The organism is Streptomyces sp. NPDC005805 (assembly GCF_040630445.1).
Taxonomy (GTDB): Bacteria; Actinomycetota; Actinomycetes; order Streptomycetales; family Streptomycetaceae; genus Streptomyces.
In genome coordinates this window covers 28880-53368 of record NZ_JBEXXN010000003.1, presented here as the reverse complement: position 1 = coordinate 53368, position 24489 = coordinate 28880, and the positions used below count along the sequence as shown (strand labels likewise).

16 protein-coding genes and 1 pseudogene are annotated in these 24489 nt (G+C 74.1%); 6 read left to right on the top strand and 11 right to left on the bottom strand.

Going from position 1 to position 24489, the window contains the following annotated elements; genetic code table 11:
* Nucleotides 1-40: 40 nt before the first annotated feature.
* The 7 genes and pseudogenes from ABZ457_RS02865 to ABZ457_RS02835 all read right to left on the bottom strand — a co-directional run bounded on the left by ABZ457_RS02865 (nt 41) and on the right by ABZ457_RS02835 (nt 9543).
* The gene (locus ABZ457_RS02865; RefSeq protein ID WP_359153452.1) at nt 41-1171 is read right to left on the bottom strand and encodes an acyl-CoA dehydrogenase family protein; all 1131 of its coding nucleotides are present in this window, start codon (nt 1169-1171) and stop codon (nt 41-43) included.
* 74 nt (nt 1172-1245) lie between these two features.
* A complete protein-coding gene (locus ABZ457_RS02860) occupies nt 1246-3255 on the bottom strand; it encodes a biotin carboxylase N-terminal domain-containing protein (RefSeq protein WP_359153175.1) in 2010 nt (669 codons plus the stop codon).
* Nucleotides 3256-3263: 8 nt separating this feature from the next.
* Nucleotides 3264-4862: pseudogene (locus ABZ457_RS02855) on the bottom strand (carboxyl transferase domain-containing protein); the annotation flags it as partial.
* 232 nt (nt 4863-5094) lie between these two features.
* Nucleotides 5095-6801 carry an acyclic terpene utilization AtuA family protein gene (locus tag ABZ457_RS02850; protein WP_359153173.1) on the bottom strand — a complete coding sequence of 569 codons (1707 nt, stop codon included), beginning with the start codon at nt 6799-6801 and terminating at the stop codon, nt 5095-5097.
* The gene (locus ABZ457_RS02845) at nt 6798-7619 is read right to left on the bottom strand and encodes a TIGR03084 family metal-binding protein (RefSeq protein ID WP_359153171.1); all 822 of its coding nucleotides are present in this window, start codon (nt 7617-7619) and stop codon (nt 6798-6800) included. The genes ABZ457_RS02850 and ABZ457_RS02845 overlap by 4 nt, the downstream gene beginning before the upstream one ends.
* 163 nt (nt 7620-7782) lie before the next feature.
* Entirely contained in the window at nt 7783-8406 is a 624-nt protein-coding gene (locus tag ABZ457_RS02840) for a hypothetical protein (protein ID WP_359153169.1), read from the bottom strand.
* Nucleotides 8407-8556: 150 nt separating this feature from the next.
* A complete protein-coding gene (locus ABZ457_RS02835) occupies nt 8557-9543 on the bottom strand; it encodes an EamA family transporter (protein ID WP_359153450.1) in 987 nt (328 codons plus the stop codon).
* A 182-nt stretch (nt 9544-9725) separates the two neighbouring features.
* On the opposite strand from ABZ457_RS02835, the gene ABZ457_RS02830 reads away from it, so the two are divergent.
* The 3 genes from ABZ457_RS02830 to ABZ457_RS02820 all read left to right on the top strand — a co-directional run bounded on the left by ABZ457_RS02830 (nt 9726) and on the right by ABZ457_RS02820 (nt 15647).
* On the top strand, nt 9726-10580 hold the full coding sequence (locus ABZ457_RS02830) for a LysR family transcriptional regulator (protein WP_359153167.1): 855 nt from the start codon (nt 9726-9728) through the stop codon (nt 10578-10580).
* Between the two features lie 100 nt (nt 10581-10680).
* Entirely contained in the window at nt 10681-11094 is a 414-nt protein-coding gene (locus tag ABZ457_RS02825; protein ID WP_359153165.1) for a hypothetical protein, read from the top strand.
* Between the two features lie 17 nt (nt 11095-11111).
* Nucleotides 11112-15647: a caspase family protein gene (locus tag ABZ457_RS02820; RefSeq protein ID WP_359153163.1), complete on the top strand. Its 4536-nt coding sequence runs from the start codon at nt 11112-11114 to the stop codon at nt 15645-15647.
* Here ABZ457_RS02820 and ABZ457_RS02815 read toward each other — a convergent pair.
* A complete protein-coding gene (locus ABZ457_RS02815) occupies nt 15593-18526 on the bottom strand; it encodes an FAD-binding and (Fe-S)-binding domain-containing protein (protein ID WP_359153161.1) in 2934 nt (977 codons plus the stop codon). The two genes, ABZ457_RS02820 and ABZ457_RS02815, sit on opposite strands and share 55 nt — an antisense overlap.
* Nucleotides 18527-18842: 316 nt before the next feature.
* Between ABZ457_RS02815 and ABZ457_RS02810 the strand changes: the two genes are divergently transcribed.
* Together ABZ457_RS02810 and serC are read left to right on the top strand one after the other, a co-directional pair.
* On the top strand, nt 18843-19430 hold the full coding sequence (locus ABZ457_RS02810; RefSeq protein ID WP_359153159.1) for an ATP/GTP-binding protein: 588 nt from the start codon (nt 18843-18845) through the stop codon (nt 19428-19430).
* 256 nt (nt 19431-19686) lie between these two features.
* A complete protein-coding gene (serC, locus tag ABZ457_RS02805; RefSeq protein WP_359153157.1) occupies nt 19687-20805 on the top strand; it encodes a phosphoserine transaminase in 1119 nt (372 codons plus the stop codon).
* Between the two features lie 57 nt (nt 20806-20862).
* Here the strand turns inward: serC and ABZ457_RS02800 are convergent, their stop codons facing one another.
* Together ABZ457_RS02800 and ABZ457_RS02795 are read right to left on the bottom strand one after the other, a co-directional pair.
* Nucleotides 20863-21750: an ABC transporter permease gene (locus ABZ457_RS02800; protein ID WP_359153155.1), complete on the bottom strand. Its 888-nt coding sequence runs from the start codon at nt 21748-21750 to the stop codon at nt 20863-20865.
* Entirely contained in the window at nt 21747-22769 is a 1023-nt protein-coding gene (locus ABZ457_RS02795; protein WP_359153153.1) for an ATP-binding cassette domain-containing protein, read from the bottom strand. Before ABZ457_RS02795 ends, ABZ457_RS02800 begins: the two co-directional genes overlap by 4 nt.
* Before the next feature lie 115 nt (nt 22770-22884).
* Between ABZ457_RS02795 and ABZ457_RS02790 the strand changes: the two genes are divergently transcribed.
* Nucleotides 22885-23754 (top strand): TetR/AcrR family transcriptional regulator C-terminal domain-containing protein, encoded by an 870-nt coding sequence (locus ABZ457_RS02790; RefSeq protein WP_359153151.1) that lies wholly within the window; start codon nt 22885-22887, stop codon nt 23752-23754.
* Nucleotides 23755-23789: 35 nt separating this feature from the next.
* Here ABZ457_RS02790 and ABZ457_RS02785 read toward each other — a convergent pair whose 3' ends face one another.
* Entirely contained in the window at nt 23790-24350 is a 561-nt protein-coding gene (locus ABZ457_RS02785) for a VanZ family protein (RefSeq protein ID WP_359153149.1), read from the bottom strand.
* Nucleotides 24351-24489 lie beyond the last annotated feature (139 nt).

Sequence of the window (24489 nt, the reverse complement as noted above, 5' to 3'; positions counted from 1 at the left end):
GCGGGCCGGGAGCGGCGCCTGTGGTAGACCATGCCGTCTGTCAGTAGGACTTGGGGAGACCCAGGGACTGGTGGGACACGTAGTTCAGGATCATTTCCCGGCTGACGGGCGCGATCCGGGCCACCCGGGAGGCGGTCACCAGCCGGGCGAGGCCGTACTCGCGGGTGAGGCCGTTGCCGCCGAGGGTGTGCACGGCCTGGTCGACGGCCCGGACGCATGCCTCCCCGGCCGCGTACTTGGCCATGTTGGCGGCCTCCCCGGCGCCGAGGTCGTCGCCCGCGTCGTAGAGGGCAGCGGCCTTCTGCATCATCAGGCGGGCGAGTTCGAGTTCGATGTGGGCCTGGGCGAGCGGGTGGGCGATGGCCTGGTGCGCGCCGATCGGGTCCTTCCACACCTGCCGGGTCTTCGCGTACTCGACGGCCTTGGCCAGGGCGTGGCGGCCCATGCCGATCGCGAAGGCGGCCGTCATGATGCGTTCCGGGTTGAGCCCGGCGAACAGCTGGAGCAGGCCCGCGTCCTCGTCCCCGACCAGTGCCCCGGCGGGCAGCCGCACCTCGTCGAGGACCAGCTCGAACTGGCGCTCCTGGGCCTGGAGTTCCATGTCGATCGGGGTCCGGCCGAAGCCCTCGGCGTCGCGCGGGACGATGAACAGACAGGGCTTGAGCTTCCCGGTGCGGGCGTCCTCGGTGCGGCCGACGATCAGGGTGGCGTCGGCGATGTCCACACCGGAGACGAAGACCTTGCGGCCGGTGAGCACCCAGCCGTCGCCGTCCCGGCGGGCGGTGGTGGTGATCCGGTGGGAGTTGGAGCCCGCGTCGGGCTCGGTGATGCCGAAGGCCATGGTCAGGCTGCCGTCGGCGAGGCCGGGCAGCCAGGTGGTCTTCTGCTCGTCGGTGCCGAAGCGGGCGATCACGGTGGCGCAGATCGCGGGCGAGACGATCATCATCAGCAGCGGGCAGCCGGCCGCGCCGGACTCCTCCAGGACGAGGGAGAGTTCGCTGATGCCGCCGCCCCCGCCGCCGTACTCCTCGGGCAGGTTCACCCCGAGGTAGCCGAGCTTCCCGGCCTCCTCCCAGAGGGTGGCCCGGTCGTAGCCGGGGCCGTGGCGGCGGGCGAGGGCGGCGACGGCGGCGCGCAGGTCCTTGCGCTCCTGGCTCTCGACGGCGCTCATGGCCGGGCCGGCGGGGGCGGTCGCGGGGCCGGCGGGAGTGGCGGGGGCGTGGGTGCTGGTGCTCGTGGCGGGGCTCATGGTGCGGGTGCCTCCTGTGCTTCGTGGGAGTCGTGCACGACGGCGAGCAGGGCGCCGACCTCGACCTGGCGGCCGGGGGCGGCGTGCAGGGCGGTGAGGGTGCCCGAGGCCGGGGAGACGATCCGGTGCTCCATCTTCATGGCCTCCAGCCAGATCAGCGGCTGGCCCTCGGTGACGGCCGCGCCCGTCTCGACGCCCTCGCCGAGGCGGACCACCGTCCCGGGCATGGGCGCGAGCAGCGAGCCGGGGACGGCCCGGTCGGCGGGATCGGTGAAACGGGGGCGACGGGTCAGGGTGTGGTGCCCGAGGGGGCTCTCGACATGGACCGGGCCGTCCTCGCCGCCGTACGCGCGGACCGTGAAGTCCCGGGCCACGCCGTCGACTTCGAGGACCACCCGGCCCGGGGCGGCGGACAGCACGCGCAGGCCGGGGGCGTCCTCGACGGTGAAACCACCGTCGCGGGCGGGCCGGTAGCGCACCTCGTGCTCGCCGTAGACCGCGGTCTGCGGCTGGGAGGGGAGGTTGCGCCAGGCGCCGCCGAAGCGGCCGGTCCGGCCGGCGGCCCCGGCGAGGGCGGCGGCGACAGCCGCGTACGCCTCACCCGCCACGGGGGTGGTCAGCGCGGCGAGATGCCGGTGGTAGAAGCCGGTGCCGAGGCGGGCCCCGGCGAAGTCCGGGTGCCGCAGGGAGCGCACCAGCAGGTCCCGGTTGGTGGCCGGGCCGTGCAGCCGGGCCCGTTCCAGGGCGCGGGCGAGGAGCCGGACGGCCGCCGCGCGGGTGGGGGCGTACGCGACAACCTTGGCGAGCATCGCGTCGTAGTGCACTCCGACGGTGTCCCCGGCCGCGTACCCCGCGTCGACCCGGATGCCGGAAGCCGTGCGGTCCCGCCAGGGCCCGCCCGGGACGTCGAAGGCGTGCAGCACACCGGTCTGGGGCGCCCATCCGGCCGCCGGGTCCTCCGCGTAGAGCCGGGCCTCCACCGCGTGGCCGTGCGGGGCGGGCGGCTCGGGCGGCAGGGCCTCCCCCTCCGCGACCGCGAACTGGAGGGCGACCAGGTCCACCCCGAACACGGCCTCGGTGACGGGGTGTTCGACCTGGAGGCGGGTGTTCATCTCCAGGAAGTGGGCCCGCCCGTCCGGCCCGACCAGGAACTCGACCGTCCCCGCGCCCCGGTACTCCACCGCGCGCGCGGCGGCGACCGCCGACTCGTGCAGATGCGCGGCGAGTTCGGACGGCAGACCGGGCGCGGGGCACTCCTCGATCACCTTCTGGTGGCGGCGCTGGAGGGAGCAGTCCCGGGTGCCCAGCGCCCACACCGTGCCGTGCGCGTCGGCGAGGATCTGCACCTCCACATGGCGGCCGTCCTCCACATACGGCTCGGTGAACACCTCCCCGTCGCCGAACGCGCCGGCCGCCTCGGCGCTCGCGGCGGCCAGCGCGCCGGGCAGTTCGGCCAGGGTGCGCACCACCCGCATCCCGCGCCCGCCGCCACCCGCCGCGGCCTTCACCAGGACCGGCAGATCGGCCTCGGTGACGGCGGCCGGGTCCCTGAGCGGGGTGACGCCCATCAGTTCCTTGGCCCGGGTCTTGGACGCCATGGCCTCGATCGCGGCGGGCGGCGGCCCGATCCACACCAGCCCGGCGTCCGCGACGGCCCGGGCGAACTCCGCGTTCTCGGAGAGGAATCCATACCCGGGGTGGACGGCGTCGGCCCCGGCGGCGAGGGCCGCCTTCACGATCAGGTCGCCGCGCAGATAGGTCTCGGCGGGGGTGGCGCCGGGCAGCCGGACCGCCGCGTCCGCCTCCCGGACGTGCAGCGCGCCGGCGTCCGGGTCGGAGTGCACGGCGACGGTCGCGATGCCCAGCTCCCGGCAGGTGCGGAAGACCCGGCAGGCGATCTCGCCCCGGTTGGCGACCAGGACGGTGGAGATCGGCGCGACGGACGGTGCGGGGGCCTGCGTGGTGGACGGCGTGGCGCTGGGCGTGGAGTTGGGTGCGGTGGTCATGAGGGGCCTCACATCCGGAAGACGCCGAAGCCGCCGCGGGCGCCCTCGACCGGTGCGGTGTGGATCGCGGACAGGCAGAGCCCGAGGACGGTCCGGGTGTCCCGGGGGTCGATGACCCCGTCGTCGTACAGCCGCCCGGAGAGGAAGGCGGGCAGGGACTCGGACTCGATCTGGGCCTCCACCATGGCGCGCAGCCCGGCGTCCGCCTCGTCGTCGTAGGGCTGCCCCTTGGCGGCGGCCGAGGCGCGGGCGACGATCGACAGGACGCCCGCGAGCTGCTGCGGGCCCATCACGGCGGACTTGGCGCTGGGCCAGGCGAACAGGAAGCGCGGGTCGTAGGCCCGGCCGCACATGCCGTAGTGCCCGGCGCCGTAGGAGGCGCCCATCAGGACGGAGAGATGCGGCACGGTCGAGTTGGAGACCGCGTTGATCATCATGGCGCCGTGCTTGATGATGCCGCCCTGCTCGTACTCCCTGCCGACCATGTAGCCGGTGGTGTTGTGCAGGAAGAGCAGGGGGATGTCCCGCTGGTTGGCGAGCTGGATGAACTGGGCCGCCTTCTGCGACTCGGCGGAGAACAGCACTCCCTGCGCGTTCGCCAGCACCCCCACCGGGTAGCCGTGCAGCCGCGCCCAGCCGGTGACCAGGCTCGTCCCGTACAGCGGCTTGAACTCGTCGAAGTCCGAGCCGTCCACCAGCCGGGCGATCACCTCGCGCGGGTCGAACGGCGTCTTCAGGTCCTCCGGGACGATCCCGAGCAGTTCCTCGGCCGGGTACTTCGGGGGCTCGGCGAGCGGCGGATCGGCGTGCGCCTTGCGGTGGTTGAGCCGGGCGACGATCCGGCGGGCCTGGCGCAGGGCGTCCGGCTCGTCGACGGCGAAGTGGTCGGCGAGCCCGGAGACGCGGGCGTGCATCTCGGCGCCGCCCAGGGACTCGTCGTCGCTCTCCTCGCCGGTGGCCATCTTCACCAGCGGCGGCCCGCCGAGGAACACCTTGGAGCGCTCCGCGATCATCACGGTGTGGTCGGACATGCCGGGGACGTACGCCCCGCCGGCCGTGGAGTTGCCGAACACCACGGCGACGGTGGGGATTCCGGCGGCGGAGAGCCGGGTGAGATCGCGGAAGAGGGCCCCGCCCGGGATGAAGATCTCCTTCTGGGAGGGCAGGTCCGCGCCGCCGGACTCCACGAGGGAGATCACCGGGAGGCGGTTGGCGAAGGCGATCTCGTTGGCGCGCAGCGCCTTCTTCAGGGTCCAGGGGTTGGACGCGCCGCCGCGCACGGTCGGGTCGTTGGCGGTGATCAGGCACTCGACGCCCTCGACCGTGCCGATCCCGGTGACCAGGGACGCGCCCACGGGGTAGTCGCTGCCCCAGCCGGCCAGCGGGGACAGCTCCAGGAAGGGGCTGTCGGGGTCGATCAGCAGCTCGATCCGCTCCCGGGCGAGGAGCTTGCCCCGGCCGTGGTGCCGGGCGGTGTACTTCTCGCCGCCCCCGGCCAGCGCCTTGGCGTGCTCGGCGTCCAGGGCGGTCAGCTTCTCCAGCATCGCGGCCCGGTGGGCGGCGTGTTCGGGGCTCGCCGGGTCGACGGCGGACGCGAGGACGGTCACGGGGTCACCTCCGGTGCGGGGTGGGGGTTGGCCGGGGCGGGGGCGGGGTCGGCCGGTGGACGGCCGGGGTCGGGCCCGGCGGGAACGGGGTCGGAGCCCGGTCCGGGGTCGGAGTCGCCCGGTCCGGGTCCGGCGGGAACGGGGTCTGCCGGGCCGGGCCGGGCGCGTTCGGCCGAGCGGCCCGGTCCGGAACCGGGGTCGGGACCCGGCTGGACGCGTTCGCGGGACGGCGTCACAGCAGCGCCTCCGGGACGTCCACGCGGCGCGCCCGCAGCCACTCCCCCAGCGCCTTCCCCTGCGGGTCGAACCGGGCCTGCGCGGCGACCCCCTCGCCGAGAATCCCGGTGACCGTGAAGTTCAGCGCCCGCAGATTCGGCAGCACATGCCGCACGACCGGCAGCCCCGCCGTCTCCGGCAGCAGCTCCCGCAGCCGCTCCGCGGTCAGTTCGTGCGCGAGCCAGCGCCAGGCGTCCTCGCCCCGCGCCCAGACGCCGATGTTCGCGTCCCCGCCCTTGTCACCGCTGCGCGCGCCCATGACCCGGCCGAGCACGGTCCGCCGGACCGGGAGGCCGGGCGGCAGCGGCTCGGGCAGCGCGGGCGCCGGCACCTCGCCGAGCGCCCGGGTCCGGGCGGCGGGCGGGACGGGCACCCGGGTGCCGTCCGGCAGGACGGCGGTGTGCGGGACCCCGGCCGCGTCGGTGTACTCGGCCTCGAACACCCCGTAGGGCGCGCCCTTTCCGGGCGGGGCCGTGACATGGAAGCCGGGGTAGCTGGCGAGGGCCGCCTCGATCGCGGCGCCGCTCACCGCGCGGCCGACCTTCTCCGGGTCCGGGTCGCGCACCACGAGCCGCAGATAGGCGCTGGCGCGTTCCTCGGTGTCGGCGTCGGCGTGCTCGGTGCGGGCCAGCTCCCAGCGGGTCTCGGCGGGCGGCTGCTTGCCGAGGGCCTCGGTGAGCTGTTCGCGCACCAGCCGGGCCTTGGCCTCGATGTCGAGCCCAGTCAGCACGAACACGACCTCGTTGCGCCAGCCGCCGAGCCGGTTGAGGCCGACCTTGAGCGCGGGCGGCGGGGCCTCGCCGCGCACCCCGGAGACCAGGACGCGGTCCGGGCCGTCCGCCGCCAGGGTGACCGTGTCCAGGCGAGCGGTCACGTCCGGGCCCGCGTACCGGGCCCCGCCCGTCTCGTACAGCAGCTGCGCGGTGACGGTGCCGACGTCCACGAAGCCGCCGGTGCCCGGGTGCTTGGTGATCACGCTGGAGCCGTCGCGGCGGATCTCGGCGACGGGGAAGCCGGGGCGGCGCAGGTCCCGGCCGGACTCGGCGAAGAAGGCGTAGTTGCCGCCGGTGGCCTGGGTGCCGCATTCGAGGACGTGTCCGGCGACGACCGCGCCGGCCAGTTCGTCGTACGCCTCGGGGCCCCAGCCGAACCACCAGGCGGCGGGGCCGGTGACCAGGGCCGCGTCGGTGACCCGGCCGGTGACGACGACCTCCGCGCCGGCCGCCAGACAGGCGGTGATCCCGGCGCTGCCGAGGTAGGCGTTGGCAGTGAGGGCGCCGGGGTGGCGTTCGGTGAGGTCGTCGCCCTCGACATGCGCGACGGCGGTGGGCACGCCGATCCGCTCGGCCAGCTCCCTGATCGCGGCGGCGAGCCCGGCGGGGTTGAGGCCGCCCGCGTTGGTGACGATCCGGACGCCGCGTTCGCGGGCGAGTCCGAGGGTGTCCTCCAGCTGGCGCAGGAAGGTTCTGGCGTAGCCGAGGCGGGGGTCCTTCAGCCGGTCCCGGCCGAGGATGAGCATGGTCAGCTCGGCGAGGTAGTCGCCGGTGAGGACGTCGAGGGGGCCGCCGGTGAGCATCTCGCGCACGGCGTCGAACCGGTCGCCGTAGAAGCCGGAGGCGTTGCCGACGCGGAGGGGGCGGGGGCTGGGGGCGTGTGCGTTCATCGGCGTTCCTCCCCGGCGGGGCCGCCCGGTGGGCGGTCTCCCGGCTCGCGCCCCTTGCCCGGCAGGCCGGCGAACGCCTGGGCGATGCCCAGCCAGCGGTCCGCGTCCGGGCCCTCCGCGCGCAGCGCCAGGTCGTCTCGGTGGGCGCGCTGGGTGACGAGGAGGGCGAAGTCGAGGGCCGGGCCGGTGACGCGCTGGGCCGCGTCCTCGGGGCCGTACGCCCACGACTCGCCCGCCGGGCCGGTGAGTTCGACCCGGAACGGCTCGGCCGGCGGGGTCAGCCCGTGCACGCCGTACGCGAAGTCCCGGGTGCGCACCCCGATCCGGGCGATCTGGGCGAGCCGGGCGGTGGGGGTGCGGGTGACGCCGAGGGCGTCGGCGACGTCCTGGCCGTGCGCCCAGGTCTCCATGAGCCGCGCGGTGGCCATCGAGGCGGCGCTCATCGGCGGCCCGTACCAGGGGAACCGCGCACCGGGCGGGGCCTGGCGCAGAGCCTGGAGGAGGCGTTCACGGCCGAGACGCCAGCGGGCGAGGAGTTCGGCGGGCGGCAGGGCGGCACCCTCGGCGGCCCCCTCGTCCACGAAGGTGTCGGGCGCGGCGAGGGCCTTCGCCACGTCGTCGGCGAAGGCGGCGGAATCGGTGACGGCGAGGTGCGCGGCCCGGTCGGTCCACGCGAGATGCGCGATCTGGTGGGCGACGGTCCACCCCGCGGCGGGCGTCGCGAGCGCCCACCGCCCGGGCGGCAACGGCGCGACCAGTCTGTCGAGTTCGTCGCTCTCGTTGCGCAGGTCGTCGAGTACGGCGGCCGGTTCGGACACGATGCGCTCCCTCGGGGGCACGGCGGCTCTCACGTCGGTGTGCCCAGGAGCATGGCAGCGCGGCGCAAATCAAGCAAGCATGCTTGCTTGATTTTTGGAGCCGAAGTGCGACAGCCCCCGCGGCCGGACCGGCGGAGCCGGCCGCGGGGGCTGTCGCGGACTGTCAGCTGAAGCCGCCGGTGAAGTCGCTGTTGAGCTGCGCGGAGCAGATGTTGTAGCCGCCCTGCGCCTGACCCGTCTTCGTCTTGCCGTCGATCGTGATCGAGCAGTGGATGTCGCCGCCGCCCTGCAGTTGGGCGGTGACCTGGTAGTAGAGCGCGTCGTCCTTGACGGTCAGCGTCTTCTCCATGGGCAGGCGGGTGCCCTGAAGGTTGGTGCCGTCGTTGCCGTAGGTGATGTCGACGCCGGCGGGCGCCGACCCCCAGACCTTGAACACGGCCTTGCCTTCGGGGGCGGACTCCTCCTCGGTCGGCTTCTCCGCCGCCTTCTTCGCCTTGGACGGCGCGGCGGTCACGGTCTTGGTGACCGCGGGGGCGGGCTCCGCCTCGGCTTCGGCGGTCGCGGTGGCGGTGACCGTGACGGTGGGGGCGGGACGCGCGCTGTCCGACGCTGTGGCGACGGACTCCTCGCCGCCGGCCGAGCCGATGCCCACGCCGACGAAGAACAGCAGCGCGACGGCGGGTATCAGGATTCGCTTCCGGGTCCACTTCGGCTGCCCGGCCGCCGGCGGCGGCCCAACCGGAGGGTGGGGCGGCCCGGCGGGCGGTTGCGGCGGAACGTGGCTCATGAGGCCCCCTTGTGACGAGCGCGCTGGCGCTGGGCGTCGAACGTAGCCCTGCGTAAGGGAGTTGAGCCCCTGAGTGAGACAGAGGTGTCCGAACTGTGACCTTGATGTGAAGGAAGAATGTATTCCGCCCGGAACGGGCGACGGCGGCCGTCAGTCCGTGGTCGTCCCGGCCCGGCGGCGGGTGGCCCGGGGTCGGTCCCGCCCCGCACGGCGGGCGGTCTGGGTGCGGACCGCGCCCATGCTCGCCGCGACGACGAGGGCGATGGCCGCCGCGTCCGCCACCGAGAGCGCCTGCTGGAGGACGAGGAAGCCCGCCGCCGCCGCGACCGCCGGCTCCAGGCTCATCAGGACCGCGAAGGTGGCCGACGGCAGCCGGCGCAGGGCCAGCAGTTCCAGGGTGTACGGGAGGACGGACGACATCAGGGCCACCGCCAGGCCGAGCCCGATCGTGGCGGGCTCCAGGAGCCTGGTGCCGGACTCCCAGACGCCCAGCGGCAGGCTGATCAGCGCGGCGACCACCATCGCGAGCGCGAGCCCGTCCGCCTGAGGGAAGCGGCGCCCGGTGCGGGCGCTGAAGACTATATATGCGGCCCACATACCGCCCGCCGCGAGGGCGTAGAGCGCGCCCACGGGATCGAGCCGGTCGAAGCCGCCGCCGCTCAGCAGGAACACACCGCCCAGCGCGAGCCCGGCCCAGACGAGGTTCACCAGCCGGCGGGAGACGATCACGGAGAGGGCCAGCGGGCCGAGGACCTCCAGGGTGACGGCCGGGCCCAGCGGGATCCGGTCGACGGCCTGGTAGAAGAGGATGTTCATGCCGCCCATCGCCGCGCCGAAGGCGAGGACCGTCCCCCAGTCGGCGCGCGAGTGCCCGCGCAGCCGGGGCCGGCAGACGACGAGGAGCACCAGCGCGGCGAGCACCAGCCGCAGGGTGACGACACCGAGGGCGCCGGTCCGGGGCATCACGGAGACGGCGATGGCCGCGCCGAACTGCACGGAGAGGGCGCCGGTGACGACGAGGGCGACGGGACCGAGCAGGACGCCGCCCCGGCGCGCCGGGGCGGAGCCGGTGGCCGCGCCGGTCGCCGGACCGGCGGCCTCGGGCAGCGCGACGGCGGCCGCCGCGGCCTCCGGCACGGCCGCGTCCCGGCGCGGCGCCGCCGTCCTGCCGCCCGTGCCCTGCGACTCCTCCACCACTGCCCCTGCCTCCGATCGCCCCGCGCCGTGCGCGCCCGGCGCGCGCCACGCGCCCCTCCCACGCTACGGACCCGGGCGCCGCTCGTGAAATGCCCGTCTCGCTGCGCTTATGCTCCGGACGTATGAGCATCGAGCTGCGCCACCTCCGCTGCTTCCTGGCCATCGCCGAGGAGTCGAGCGTCACGGGGGCCGCGGCCAGGCTGAACCTCAGCCAGCCGAGCGTGTCCCGGTCCCTGGCCGCTCTGGAGCGCCACCTCGGCACCCGGCTGGTGGACCGCTCCACCCACCATCTGGCGCTCACCCGGGAGGGTCACGCCTTCCGCGAGAAGGCCGCGGCGGCCCTGACCGCGTTCGACGAGGCCCTCGACGCGGGCCGCCTGCTGCGTCCCCCGCTGCGGCTCGGGCACGCCTGGTCGGCCCTCGGCACGTACACCACGCCGCTGCTGCGCCGCTGGGCGCAGGAGCACCCGGACACCCCGATCGAGCTGCTGCGCATCGACGACCGCACGGCCGGGCTCACCCAGGGCCGGGTGGACGCGGCGGTACTGCGGGGCGCCGTGGACACCCCGGGCCTGGCGACCGCGCCGCTGTTCACGGAGGCACGGGTCGCGGCGGTGACGGCGGACGGACCCCTCGCGGAACGCGCCGCGCTCTCCCTCGCGGACCTGAGCGCGGAGCCGGTCGTCCTCAATACCGTCTCCGGCCTGACCACCCTCGACCTCTGGCCCGCCGCCTCACGCCCGACCCGCACCCTGACCGTCCGCAACACCGACGACTGGCTGACGGCCATCGCGACGGGCAACGCGGTCGGCGTCTCGGCGGCCGCCACCGCCGCGATGCACCCCAACCCGGGCGTCGTCTACCGCCCCCTCACCGACGCCCCCGCAACCCCCGTCCACCTCGCCTGGCGCCCCACGGCCCCCCACCCGGCGATCCCGGCCCTGATCACCCTGATCCGCGAGGTGGCCGGGGGCTGACGCATGCCCGCCGCGCAGCGGTTCGGCCGACTCCCGCCCCCGCTGCCCCGGTTGCCCCCTACTATGACGCTCCGTCACACAACTGCCCTCGGGGGGAACCATGTTCGAGAACAGCCGGCCGACCGGAAGCGGAGCCGAAGGGGCGGGTGCCGGGGGCGGCGCGGGGCTGGAGACGCTGCCTTTCCTCGTGTCAATCGAGGAGCCGGACGAGGCGGAGGCGGACGGGCTCGCCGGGGACAAGGGCATCTTCGGGCGGCGAGGGAGCAACGACGGCGAGGGCTCCGGCGCCGCCTCCGTGCGCAACGTCCCGGTCGCGGTACTGCGCGAGAACCTCCAGCGCGCGGTCGACGGCCTCCAGCAGGTGATCGGGACGATCACCGTCCCCGAGGGCGGCATGGCGCTGCGCGAGGCGCAGATCTCCTTCGAGGTCACCGCGAGCGGCGGGATCGCCCTCGTCGGCACCTCGGCCCAGGTGGGCGCGAAGGGCGCGATCACGCTCACCTTCGGCCACTGAGCCGGGGCCGGGCGACCATGGGCGAGGCGTCGTACAAGGCGCTCCTGATCGGGGTGCCGTCGTACAAGGACGACATGATCACGGACCTGCCGTTCATCGTGGACGACATGGCGGAACTCGACGCGGCGCTCACGGGCGTCGGCTACGAGGTCCAACGCCTGGAGGCCGATCAGACCGGCGGCGACGACATCGAGTCCGCCGTCGAGATCTTCTTCCAGGAGGCGGCGCCCGGCGAGACGCTGCTGCTGTTCCTCAGCGGCCACGGCATCCACCACAACGACACCGACTACCTGGTGCCGCGCGGGGCGCTCACCCGGGTGCACGACTTCCCCGGCAAGTGCGTTCCGATCGACTTCGGGCAGTACGCGGAACGCAGCGCGGCGGGCGACATCGTGGTGTTCGTGGACGCCTGCCGGGAGGGCATCGACCTGCGGGAGAAGGGCGTCGGCAACGTCCTGCGCTGGTCGGACGTCCGGGTACGCCGGGTCGGGGAACGGCACTACTGCCATGTCTACGCCTGCTCCAAGGGGGAGTTCGCCCGGTACACCACCGCGGGGCAGAGCACCTTCAGCTTCTTCTCCCGCGCCCTGAGCACACTGATCGCGGACGACGCCGGCCCCGGCACACTCGGCGAACTCCAGGAGCGTCTGCAGACGACCCTGGACCAGCTCACCTCCGAGCACGAGTCCCGGCGCCAGCAGATCAGGGTCCGCTCCGAGTCGGACATCGACGCCTTCGCCCTCTTCCCCCGCCCCGAGCGCGGTGTCCCCCTCGCCCCGGGTGAATCACCCTGGGCCGGCCTCGTCCGGGAGCACCCCGCCTGGCAGCAGGTCGCGAGCGGTGCCGGCGCGGACGTCCTCCAGGAGGCCACCGCCCGGCTGGCCGAGCACCTCCACGCCCGGACGGTGGTGGACAGCACCCACCTCAAGGACGACCCCTGGTCCGCGCCGGGCTTCGCCGAGCGGGTGACCGAGCGCATGGGCTGGCTGCTCTCCAAGGTGCTGAACCCCAAGAAGCTCCAGCTCTCCCCCGCGGAGGCGGCCCTTCTGGTCGTCGTCCCGCTGCTGTACACCGCCTACTGGAAACGCACGGCCGTACGGTCCCTGGACGTCCGGCCGATGCGTCTGGACCGGATGCCGGACCCGTCCGCCGCCCGCACCAGCTACGAACACCATGTCGACGGCCACGCCCGCCTGGTCCGCCGCGCGGCACGCTCCACCGCGACCGGTGTCCCCGGGGCGACGGACATCGCCTGGTGGCTCTTCCACCGCTGGCTGCTCCGCAGGCCGATCGCAGGCAACGACGAGACGCTGTCCGAACTGGTCCCGGTGCTCGCGCCCCTGACCGCCTGCGACACCCCGGCCGACAAGCGACTCGTGACCGAGGTCCTCCACCCCGATCTGCTCCTCTCCCTGCTCCGCCCTCTGCACTCGTCCCCCGACCTGGCGGCCGACCGGCCGGAACGCCAGGTGGCGGGTACGTCGGGGCACGAGCAGCGGGTACGGGAGCAGTTGATCGTCGCCCTGCTGACGGTCGCCCACCGGCTGGCCGTCGACCCCCGCCTGCTCGGCGAGGTGGTGGTGGACCATGTCGGCATCAGCTACGAGGTGGATCTCGCCGGTCTGCACGAGACCCTGGAGAAGGCGCGCTGGGACCCGCGCGGCCGCACCCGTGTCCTCCACGCCGTCTGCGGGCACCCGGCGGTGGGCCTGGCCCTGCAACAGCACGCGGCGGCCCTGGACGGCGTGCTGAGCGCCCTCGACGTGCTCGCCGGCAGCGAGCCCCAGCTCGCCCCGCTGGAGGACCTGCCGGCCCACGCCACCGCCGACCAGGTGACCGCCGCGCTGACCCCGGAGGGAAAGCGGGCCTACGAGTCCACCGACCTGCGCTTCCGGCTGGCGGACGACCGCATCCAGGAACTGCTGATGGGCGAGGAGCTGTACGGCGATCCCGCCCTTGCCGTCCGGGAGTTGTACCAGAACGCGCTCGACGCCTGCCGCTACCGCAGCGCCCGTGCCGCCTACCTGGCCCGCACGACCGGGCACCGCACGGACTGGTCCGGCACCGTCGACTTCGTCCAGGGCCACGAGAACGGGCGCCCGTACATCGAGTGCACGGACAACGGCATCGGCATGGGCGAACGCGAACTGCGCGAGGTGTTCTCCCACGCGGGCAAGCGTTTCGCGGACCTGCCGGAGTACGGCGAGGAGCACGCCCGCTGGCGCGCCGCGGGCATCGAACTGCACCCCAACAGCCGTTTCGGCATCGGGGTACTGAGCTACTTCATGATCGCCGACGACATCCAGGTGACCACCTGCCGCCTCGACCAGGAGGGGCACCCGGGCCAGCGGCTGCGGGTGGACATCGCGGGTCCTGGCGCGCTGTTCCGCATCCGGAGCCTGGGACGCGGCCACGCGGCGGGGACGACCGTTCGCCTCTATCTGCGCGAGTCCCACGGCGAGTTGTCCGCCAAGGACCTGCTGCGCCGGCTGCTGTGGGTCTCCGAGTGCACGGTGACCGCCCGGGACGACACCCGGGGCCCGGACACCGCCCCGCTGCGGTGGGAGCCGGGCCGCCTGTCCGAGGTGGCCCCGCTGGGCACGAAGGACGCGCACGGGGACCCGTCCGCGACACGGAGCCCCGACGCCGAGGTGGTGGAGACGGAGAGCGGCGCGGTCTGGTGGTGCGGCACCGAGGGGGCCGTCCTGGCCGACGGCCTCTGGTGCGGGGCGCCGCTCTTCGGCGGGATCGTCAACCTTACGGGCGAGGGGGCGCCCGCGCTGACGGTGGACCGCAAGCGGTGCATCGAACTCGACCCGCGCTGTGTATGGGATGCGCTGACGCGGCAGGTTCCGGCGCTGCTCGCCGCGGGCGGAACCGTGCTGTCGCCCCAGTGGCTGACAGCCCTCGCCATGCGAGGCAGTCCGGAATTGGCCGACACGGTCCTGGAGGCGATGATCGCGACAGATCATCAGCCTTGGGGCATGGATCAGTTCACCGCGCCTGTGGCATCGATCGGCTGCTTCCCCGCCGACGAGAAGGTCTTCGAGCCCGAAGGGACTCACTCGTGGCCGGTCCCCAGTGAGTCAGCCCCCAGCGATGTGGCGGAGTGGCGTGTCAGGGCCTGGGCCAAGGGCGGCGCCTTTCCCGGTGTGGGCATCTCCGATCCCGGGACAGTGATGTCCGCGCACCCCCTGGACAGCACCCTGCTCTGTTCATTCGCCTCGGAACCGCCTCTGTTCCTCGCACACCTCTGGCAGCCCCTCGATGAGCTGTCGACGATGCGCAGCGCGATATCAGTGGCACTGGACCATGGAATGCCCACGCACCGGGCCGTACGTCGGCTTGAGCGGCTGGGGCGTCGGCTCAGCACTCATATGAGTGTTCCGGACGAGCCCACCGATGAGGACCTCGCCCTCGTCGTCCGCGACATCTTCCGTCCGAGTACACCGGGCGCACCCGTCACCGCGCCCCATCTGGCCGAGGTGGCCGACAATCTGGCGGTGTCACCGCAGGAGGTGGTTCGCCGCTTCTCGGCCCTGGGCTTCCGGCTTCCGGACTGGCTGATCGTTCCCGAGCATCTGAGCACAGGCGACGCCCACCTTCTGATGAACGTCAACGACGAAGGCGTCCTGGGCTGGGGGTACCTCATCGATGTCGCGCTCAGCCGGGGGCTGCTGCCGAGTGAGCTGGCTGACCGCCTCCGGTCTCTGGGCGTTCGCTTCCCGGAAGTCACTGCCGACGTCGACCGCCTGAACCACGACGACCTCCGCCTGCTCAGTCGCGACCTGGACGGCCTGGCACCCTGGCTCCCCGTCCAGGACCCTGTTCCCCGGGGTCACGTCCTCGCGGCGGCGGAGCGTTTCCGCCGCCGCCCTTCGGAGCTGGTCGAGCAACTGTCCGCACTCGGGCATCCCGCCGAGTCGACGAGGGCCGACTCCGATCTCGTTCCCTCGGTGGAAGACCTGGTACTCCTCAGCCACAACAGCAACGGCAAGGACCCCTGGATCACCCGGGACCAGGTGACAGCCACGCAGAGCGCGGTGACCGCTCTGCGCGTCAACCGGACCCCGGCCGAAGTGATCCGCAGATGGCGGGAGCTGGGGCTGCACGTGCCGGACGGCCTTGAGGCTCCACCGGCCCCGGAACCGGACGATGTCCTCATCCTCAGCAGGGACCTCGATCGCCAGGCACCATGGCTCGACGCGCGGCACCCCCTGCTCCTGTCACACGTCCTCGCCGCCGCCGCGATCACGGAACGGCCACCTGCCGAGATCGAGGGCCGGCTGAGGATCTTCGGATTCCATCTGCCGGAGGGGACGGCGCTGCCGGCGGCACTCGACCCCGGCGACGCCGCGCTCGTGGCGATGCCGGGCCACGGCCGGACACGAAGCTGGCTCAGGTCCGACAAGCCCGTGCCGCTGGCGCACATCGTGCGGGTGGCGGCCAGGTCCAAACGCCTGCCCGCCGAGGTCGCCGCCCGGCTCGCCGGGCTGGGTTACACGCTGCCGCCCGGTGTCACGTTCACCCCACCCCCTCCCGTCTCCCGCTGATCCACCCCCTCCCCCAGCGCGTCCGCCAGCACCTCCGCCAGATGCCGCGCCCGAAAGCCCCCCAGTTCCGCCAGCTGGGTCCGGCAGGAGAAGCCGTCCGCCAGGAGGGCCGTGTTCGGGGGTGCGGAGCGGACCGCCGGGAGGAGTTGGTCCTCGGCGCAGGCGACGGAGACCTCCCAGTGGCCCCGTTCGAAGCCGAAGTTGCCCGCGAGGCCGCAGCAGCCGCCGCTCAGTTCGCCGGTCAGGCCGGCGCGCTCGCGCAGGCGGCGTTCGGCCGCGTCGCCGAGGACCGCGTGCTGGTGGCAGTGGGTCTGGCCGGCGGCCGGGCGGTCCACCCGCGGGGGCCGCCAGTCCGGGGCGCACTGCTCCAGCGTCGCCGCGAAGGTCCGCACCCGGTCCGCGAGGAGCGCCGCGCGCGGGTCGTCGCCCAGGAGTTCCGGCAGGTCCGTACGGAGGGTCGCGGCGCAGCTCGGTTCCAGGACGGTGACGGGGACGCCCAGGTCGAGGAGGGGCTCGACGGTGTCCAGGGTGCGGCGCATCACCGCCCGGGCCCGGTCGAGCTGGCCGGTCGAGACATAGGTGAGCCCGCAGCAGACCCGGCCCTGCGGCAGGACGACGCCGATGCCCGCGTCCGCCAGGACGCGCAGCGCGGCCGTGCCGACGGACGGCGTGAGGCGGTCGGTGAAGGTGTCCGGCCACAGGGCGGTGAGCCGGCCGGTGGCGAGCACCTCGGTCCGGCCGCGCAGCCGCTCCCGCGCGAGGGAGGTGAACGTCCGCCGCGCCAGGCGCGGAAGGGCGCGCTCCGGGGCGACGCCCGCCAGGCGCTTGGCGAGGGCGGCGAGCGGGCGCACCCCCGCCAGCGGGTTGAGCAGCGGCGCGAGGGGCGTGGCGAGGCGCAGCCACTGCGGCAGGCGGCCCATCGTGTAGTGGGACGCCGGCCGGCGCCGGCCCGCCCAGTGGTGGTGCAGGAACTCCGCCTTGTACGCGGCCATGTCGACGCCCACCGGGCAGTCGCTGCGGCAGCCCTTGCAGGACAGGCACAGGTCGAGCGCGTCCCGGACCTCCTCGGAGCGCCAGCCGCCGGTGACGATCTCGCCCGCGAGCATCTCGTGCAGCAGCCGGGCCCGGCCGCGCGTGGAGTGCCGTTCCTCGCCCGTCGCCCGGAACGAGGGGCACATCACCCCCGGACCGGAACTCGGGCCCTCGACACGGCACTTGGCGACGCCCACGCACCGCCGGACCGCGCGCGGGAACTCGCCCGCGTCGTGCGGGTAGCCGAAGGCGGTCGGGACGGGCCCGGACGGCAGCACCTCGAAGCGCAGATCGCGGTCGAGCGGGGCCGGGCGGGCGAGGACGCCCGGGTTGAGGCCGCCCGCCGGGTCCCACAGGTCCTTGAACCGCCCGAAGAGCCCCACCAGTTCGTCCCCGTACATCCGGGGCAGCAGCTCCGCGCGGGCCAGCCCGTCGCCGTGCTCGCCGGAGAGGGAGCCGCCGTGCGCGACGACCAGACCGGCCAGGTCCTCGGAGAAGGCCCGGAAGCGGCGGACCCCCGCGACCCCGATCAGGTCGAAGTCGATCCGGACGTGGATGCAGCCGTCGCCGAAGTGCCCGTACGGCGTGCCGCGCAGCCCGTGCTGGGCGAGCAGGGCCCGGAAGTCGCGCAGATAGGCGCCGAGCCGGGCGGGCGGCACCGCGCAGTCCTCCCAGCCGGGCCACGCCTCCGCCCCGTCGAGCATCCGGGTCGCCGTCCCGGCCGCGTCCTCCCGGATACGCCACAGGGCGCGCTGCCCGGCCGGGTCGGACACCACGGCCGCGTCCAGGGCGTCCGAGGCGGCGGCCAGGGCCCCGGCCGCCGCCTCCGCCTCGGCCGGGCTCGCGCCCCCGGCCTCGGCGAACAGCCAGGCCCCACCGCGCGGCAGGCCCGCCCGGGCGGCCGGGTCGCGGACCAGGTCCTCCGCCATGCCCTCCACCGTCAGCGGGCCGAGCGGCAGCAGCCCGGGGGCCGCGTCGGCCGCCGCGCTCTCGTCCGGGTAGCCGAGGACGGCCAGCGCGCGGTGGGCGGGCGCCGGGACCAGGCGGACGGTCGCGGCGGTCAGCACGGCGAGGGTGCCCTCGCTGCCGCAGTGGGCGCGGGCGGTGTCCGCGCCGTTCTCGGGCAGCAGGGCGTCCAGCGCGTAGCCGGAGATCCGGCGGGGCAGACCGGGCGGGTACGCGGTGCGCAGCGCGGCCAGGTGCGCGCCGACCAGCTCGCGCAGCCCGGCCGGGGCGCCCGCCCAGCCGGGGCCGAGGCGCAGCCGGTCGCCGCCGTAGGTGACGACGTCCAGCGCACGGACGTTGTCGGCGGTGGTGCCCCAGGCGACCGAGTGCGAGCCGCAGGCGTTGTTGCCGATCATGCCGCCGAGGGTGCAGCGGCTGTGCGTGGACGGGTCCGGCCCGAAGGTGAGCCCGTGCGGGGCGGCCGCGTCCCGCAGCCGGTCCAGGACGACGCCCGGCTGGACGAGTGCCGTACGCGCCGCCGGGTCCAGGCTCAGGATGCCGCGCATATGGCGTGTGAAGTCGAACACCACCCCGGTCCCGGTGGCCTGCCCGGCGATGGAGGTGCCCGCGCCGCGCGCCACGACGGGGACGCCCGCCTCCCGGCACACCGCCAGCGCCGCGGCCACGTCGTCCGCGTCGCGCGGGGCGACCGTGCCGACGGGGACGCGCCGGTAGTTGGAGGCGTCCATGGTCGTCAACGCGCGGGCGGCGGCGGTGAAGTCGACCTCGCCGCGGACCGCGCGACTGAGCGCGCGGGCCAGTTCGCCCGTATCTCCACGGGACCCGCCGGAACGCTTCGTCTCTCCACGGGACCCGCCGGAACGGTTCGTTCGCTGCGCCATGCCTCCAGCATGGCCCCGCCCGCGCCGGTTCGCCGGGACGAGGGGCGGCGCAAGGCGGGACGGGGGCCGCGCGGGGGCGGAAACCGGGTCGGTTGCGGACGTTGCGCACCGGCGGCGAAGCCGGGACCGCAGGACCCTTGCCCAACTGATCGTCAGCTCTCCTATAGTGACCACGGATTGATCGGACTCGTGATCAGACTCCAGATCAGAATGCAGACGCCGGATCAGAAGCCGGCGGCTCACAACGCGCCCACCGCACCCCCGGAAGGCACCGCTCGATGACCGGCACCCCCGAGAAACACTCCCCCCGGACACCATGACCCGCGCCGGGACGCCCCTCAGTGCGACGAGAGCCGCCGCGACGAAGACCGCCGCGACGAAGATCGCCGTGGTCGGCGGATACGGGACCGGCCGGACGACGATGGTGCGCTCGGTCAGCGAGATCCGGCCGCTCCACACCGAGGAGGCGATCAGCGACGCCGGCGACGTCACCGCCGGCGCGGTGCTCACCCCGGCGAAGACCGCGACCACGGTGGCCCTGGACTTCGGGCGGATCACCCTCGACGACGGGTCCGTCCTCTGCCTCTTCGGCACACCCGGCCAGGAGCGCTTCCGCTTCCTGTGGGACCGGCTGCTGGACGGCACCTACGGGGCGGTGGTGCTGGTGGACACGCGGGCGGTCCAGGCCGCGCGGTTCGCCGTCGACCGGCTGGTGCACCACGGCACGCCGTTCATCGTGGCCGTCAACGACTTCGGCGGGCCGTTCCGTTCGGAGGACGAGATCCGGGGCGAGCTCGGGCTGCCCGCCGGGGTGCCGCTGGTCGAGTTCGACGCCCGGGACCACTCGTCCAGCAAGTTCGTGCTGATCGCCCTCATGGAGCACCTGAGCACCGCGCGGGCGTGACCCACGGGCGCGCGGACGCGGAGCGGGAGCCGGGGGCGTGACCCACGGGCGCGCGGACGCGGAGCGGGAGCCGGGGGCGTGACCCACGGGCGCGCGGCAGGCACCGGGCGCGCGGGCGTGAGCCACGGGCCGGGCACGGGGGGCGCGGACTCCCGTGACACGCGCCCCGCGTCACCCCGCGCACCCTCCCTCCCCCGCGGTCTCATCGTCCGGACCGGGGCCGCGCGGGGCCCGCCGAGCAGATACGCTCCGGCTCGTGGCTGATATCCAGATTCCCGCTGACATCAAGCCCGCCGACGGCCGTTTCGGCGCGGGCCCCTCCAAGGTGCGTACGGAGGCGCTGGACGCCCTGGCCGCCACCGGCACCTCCCTCCTCGGCACCTCCCACCGCCAGGCCCCGGTCAAGAACCTGGTCGGCGAGGTCCGCGAGGGTGTGCGCGCCCTGTTCTCCCTGCCCGAGGGATACGAGGTGATCCTGGGCAACGGCGGCTCCACCGCCTTCTGGGACGTCGCGACCCACGGGCTGATCGAGAACAAGTCGCAGCACCTGTCGTTCGGCGAGTTCTCCTCCAAGTTCGCCAAGGCCGCGAAGCTGGCCCCGTGGCTGGCCGAGCCGACCGTGATCTCCTCCGACCCGGGCACCCACCCCGAGGCGCGCGCCGAGGCCGGCGTCGACGTCTACGGCCTCACCCACAACGAGACCTCCACCGGCGTGGCCGCCCCGATCAAGCGGGTCGCGGGCGCCGACGAGGGCGCGCTCGTCCTGGTGGACGCCACCTCCGGCGCGGGCGGCCTGCCCGTCGACATCGCCGAGACCGACGTCTACTACTTCGCCCCGCAGAAGTCCTTCGCCTCCGACGGCGGCCTGTGGATCGGCGTGTTCTCCCCGGCCGCGATCGAGCGCGCCGAGCGGGTGCACGCCTCCGGCCGCCATGTCCCGGAGTTCTTCAGCCTGCCGACGGCGATCGACAACTCCCGCAAGAACCAGACCTACAACACCCCGGCGCTGGCGACCCTCTTCCTGCTGAACGAGCAGCTGAAGTGGATCAACGGGCAGGGCGGCCTGGACTGGTCGACGGGCCGCACCGCCGCCTCCGCGCGCGCCCTGTACGGCTGGGCCGAGGCGTCCAAGTACGCCTCCCCGTTCGTGGTCGACCCGGCGAAGCGCTCGCAGGTCATCGGCACCATCGACTTCGCGGACGAGATCGACGCGGCCGCCGTCGCCAAGGCGCTGCGCGCCAACGGCATCGTGGACACCGAGCCGTACCGCAAGCTGGGCCGCAACCAGCTCCGGGTGGCGATGTTCCCGGCGATCGACCCGGCGGACGTCGAGGCGCTCACCGCCTGCGTGGACTACGTGATCGAGAAGCTGTAACGGCGAAGAGCCGCAGCGCGGCGCGGTCGGGCCCGGGGCCCGGCCGCGCCGCGGTCGTCAGCGGCTGAGGCGCTGGAACCGCCGCACCGCCAGCGGCAGGAAGACCGCCGTGATGACCAGCGGCCAGACCACCGCCATCAGCAGCGCGTTCTCCTGGATCCAGCTCCCGTCGCTCGCGACCGGGTTGCCGAACAGCTCACGGGTGGCGGCGGCGGTCGAGGAGATCGGGTTCCACGCGGCGATGGCGCCCAGCCAGTCCGGCATCGTGGACGGCGGCACGAAGACGCTGGAGATCATCGTCAGCGGGAACGCGACCGCGTAGAGGCTGCCCCCGGCCTCGGGCGTCGGCACGACCAGGCCGAGCAGGACGCCGACCCAGATCAGGCAGAACCGCAGGAGCAGCAGCAGCCCGAACGCGCCCGCGGTGGCGAGGATTCCGCCGTCCGAGCGCCAGCCCATCGCGAACGCGGTCGCGGCGAGGATGGCGAGTTCGGCGCAGGCCACGATGAGGTCGTTGACGCCCCGGCCGGTGACGACGGCCGAGGGGGCCATCGGCATCGAGCGGAACCGGTCGATCACGCCCTTGGAGGCGTCGGTGACGACCGCGATCGCGGTGTTCATGAAGCCGAAGGCCATGGTCATGGCGAACATGCCGGGCATCAGGAAGTCCCGCACGCTGCCGCCGTCCGGCGACTTCATCGCGCCGCCGAAGACATAGCCGTAGAGCAGCACGGACACGATCGGGAAGCCGAGCTGCCAGGCGATCAGCACGGGCTGGCGCTGGTAGTACGTCAGCCCCCGGCGCACCACGTTCCAGCAGTCGGAGACCGCCCAGTAGGCGCGGGAGTGCGTCTCCCGCACAGTCAGGTCCACGGGTGCGGGGCGGGCCGCGCCCGCGGTCGTGTCCCCGGCGCGGGCCCTGGTGTCGGTGCCGAGCGCGCTCATGCGACGGTCTCCTTCGCCCTCGTGGTGTCCTTCGATCCCCCGGCCGCCGCCGGGCCCAGGCCCGGCACCGCGTCCGCCGCCGCCCCGTGGCCGGTCAGGCGCAGGAAGACGTCGTCCAGGCTGGGCCGGCGCAGGCCGATGTCCTCCACCCGGACGCCCTCGTCCTGGAGGGTGCGGGCCACCTCCGTCAGGGCGGCGACCCGGTCGCTGACCGGTGCGTGGACGCGCCGCTCGACCGCGTCCACGGCCGGTTCGGTGTCCGCGACCCGGGCGACGGTCCGGGCGACCGCGTCCAGGTCCCCCGCCTCGCTCGCCACGACCTCGACCCGGTCGCCGCCGACGCGGTTCTTCAGCCCGTCGGGGGTGTCGTCGGCGATGGACCGGCCCTGGTCGATCACGGTGATCCGGGAGGCGAGCCGGTCGGCCTCCTCCAGGTACTGGGTGGTGAGCAGGACGGTGGTCCCCTCGGCAACCAGCCGCCGCACCGCCTCCCACACCTCGCCCCGGGAGCGCGGGTCGAGCCCGGTGGTGGGCTCGTCCAGGAAGAGCACCCGCGGCGCGAGGATCATGGACGAGGCGAGGTCCAGCCGGCGGCGCATCCCGCCGCTGTACTTGCCGACGCCCTTGCCCGCCGCGTCCACCAGGTCGAACTGCTCCAGCAGTTCGGTGGCGCGCAGCCGGGCCCGGCGGCCGCCGAGGTGGAACAGCCGGCCGAACAGCTCCAGGTTCTGACGCCCGGTCAGGGTCTCGTCCACCGCCGCGTACTGGCCGGCCAGGCCGATCCGGGCACGCACCCCGCGCGGGTCGCGCCGCACATCGATCCCGGCGACCTCGGCCCGGCCGGCGTCGAAGCGCAGCAGGGTCGCGAGGGTGCGGACGGCGGTGGTCTTTCCGGCGCCGTTCGGCCCGAGCAGGCCGTGCACGGTGCCTTGGTGGACGACCAGATCGAGGCCGTCGAGTGCGTGCTTGTCGCCGTAGCGCTTCCTGACGCCCTCGGCGACGACTGCGTGTTCTGCCACTGCTCCTCCACCCGTTGCGCGCGGGATCCGAATGCGCCGGATCCGAACTGGGTACACCGTACCCTATTGAGAGTACGGTGTACCCAGTTTCTGTTCCGGGGCTTAGGGTGAGGCCATGACGACGAGGGACACGACCGGCGCAGGCGATGTCGCGCGCAGCCTGGAACTGCTGTGGGGCACCGGCGAACGCCCCTCGCGCGGCCCCAGGCCCGGCCTGACCCTGGACCGGATCGTGACGACCGCCGTCGGGATCGCCGACGCGGAGGGGCTGGGCGCGGTCTCCATGCGCCGGCTCTCCACCGAGCTGGGCACCGGCACCATGTCCCTCTACCGGTACGTCCCCGGCAAGGCCGAGCTGCTGGACCTGATGCTCGACCGCGTCACCGGCGAGCCCCTGCCGGACGCGCCCCCGGCCGGGACCGCGCCCTGGCAGGACGCCGTCCGCGACATGGCCCGCGCGCATCTGACCCTCTACCGCACGCACCCCTGGCTGCTGAAGGTCAACCTCTCCCGCACGGTCCTCGGCCCCAGCGCCCTGCGCGGCCTGGAGTACGCCCTCCACGCGCTGCGCGCGATGCGGCTGGGCGACACCGAGCTGATCTCGGTGATCATCACCGTGCAGAGCTATGTCTCGGGCATCGCGCGCACCGAACTGGAGGCGGTGGAGGCAGCGCAGCAGACGGGCCAGAGCGAGGAGGACTTCTGGAACAGCCAGGAGCCCTTCCTGAGCAAGGCGATGCTCAGCGGCGAGTACCCGCTGATGGCGGCCCTCGCCGAGGACACCTTCACCTCGGACTTCGACCACTTCTCCTTCGGCCTGGAACGCCTGGTCGCGGGCCTGGAGGCGCTGGTCCGCAGCCGGGAGACGGCGGACACGGACGCGAACACGGCCCCGGACCCGGACAAGGACGCAACCCCGGAGGCGGACACGGAGGCGGACACGGACACTGCCCCGGGCCCGGACGCGGCGGACAGCGCCTCGTAGGAGAGACGCCGCCGTCCCGGGCCCGGCCCGGAGGGTCAGACGGTGGTGGGCGCGGCGGACAACCGGTCCAGGACGCCGCGCAGGGCGGCTGCGCGCCGCGCGGCGCGCAGGACGGCGTAGCCGAGGAGGCCGCCCAGGGTGTTGGCGATCAGGTCGTTGATGTCGACGGCGCGTCCGTTGCCGAGGGCGATGTACTGCAGCAGCTGCGTGAGCTCGATCCCGAGGCTGGCGAGGGCGCAGACCGCGACGGTGCGCCCACGGGTGAAGCGGTCGGAGAACAGGGGCAGGAGGAAGCCGAGCGGGAGGAACATGATGACGTTCGGGAGCATGGAGACATCCGCCGTGAGCAGCGGGATCGGCTGGATCTGGTTGGTCCAGGGCATCGCGTTGCGGTACTCGCCGCCGTACACCCACAGCGGGAAGATCGTGATGGCGACGGCCGCCGCCGCGTAGAGCGCGGTGAGGACCCGGAGCACCAGCGGACCGCCGCGCCACCCGGGGGCGCCGCCCCGCCGGCGTGCGAGGGCGAGGAGAGCGAAGACCGCGAGTGCCGGGCCGAGGACGGCGGCGGTGGGGATCTGGGTCTGGAAGTTCACGTCTTGCTCCTGCGGCGGGCTCGTACGGATCGTTGAAGCGATCGTGTCCGTGCGGGGTGCCGCCGGGGATCTGCCGGAGGACGGAAACCGGGCGGGCGCCCTACGACTTTCGGCAGAGGGCCGGGGAATACAGGGTCCG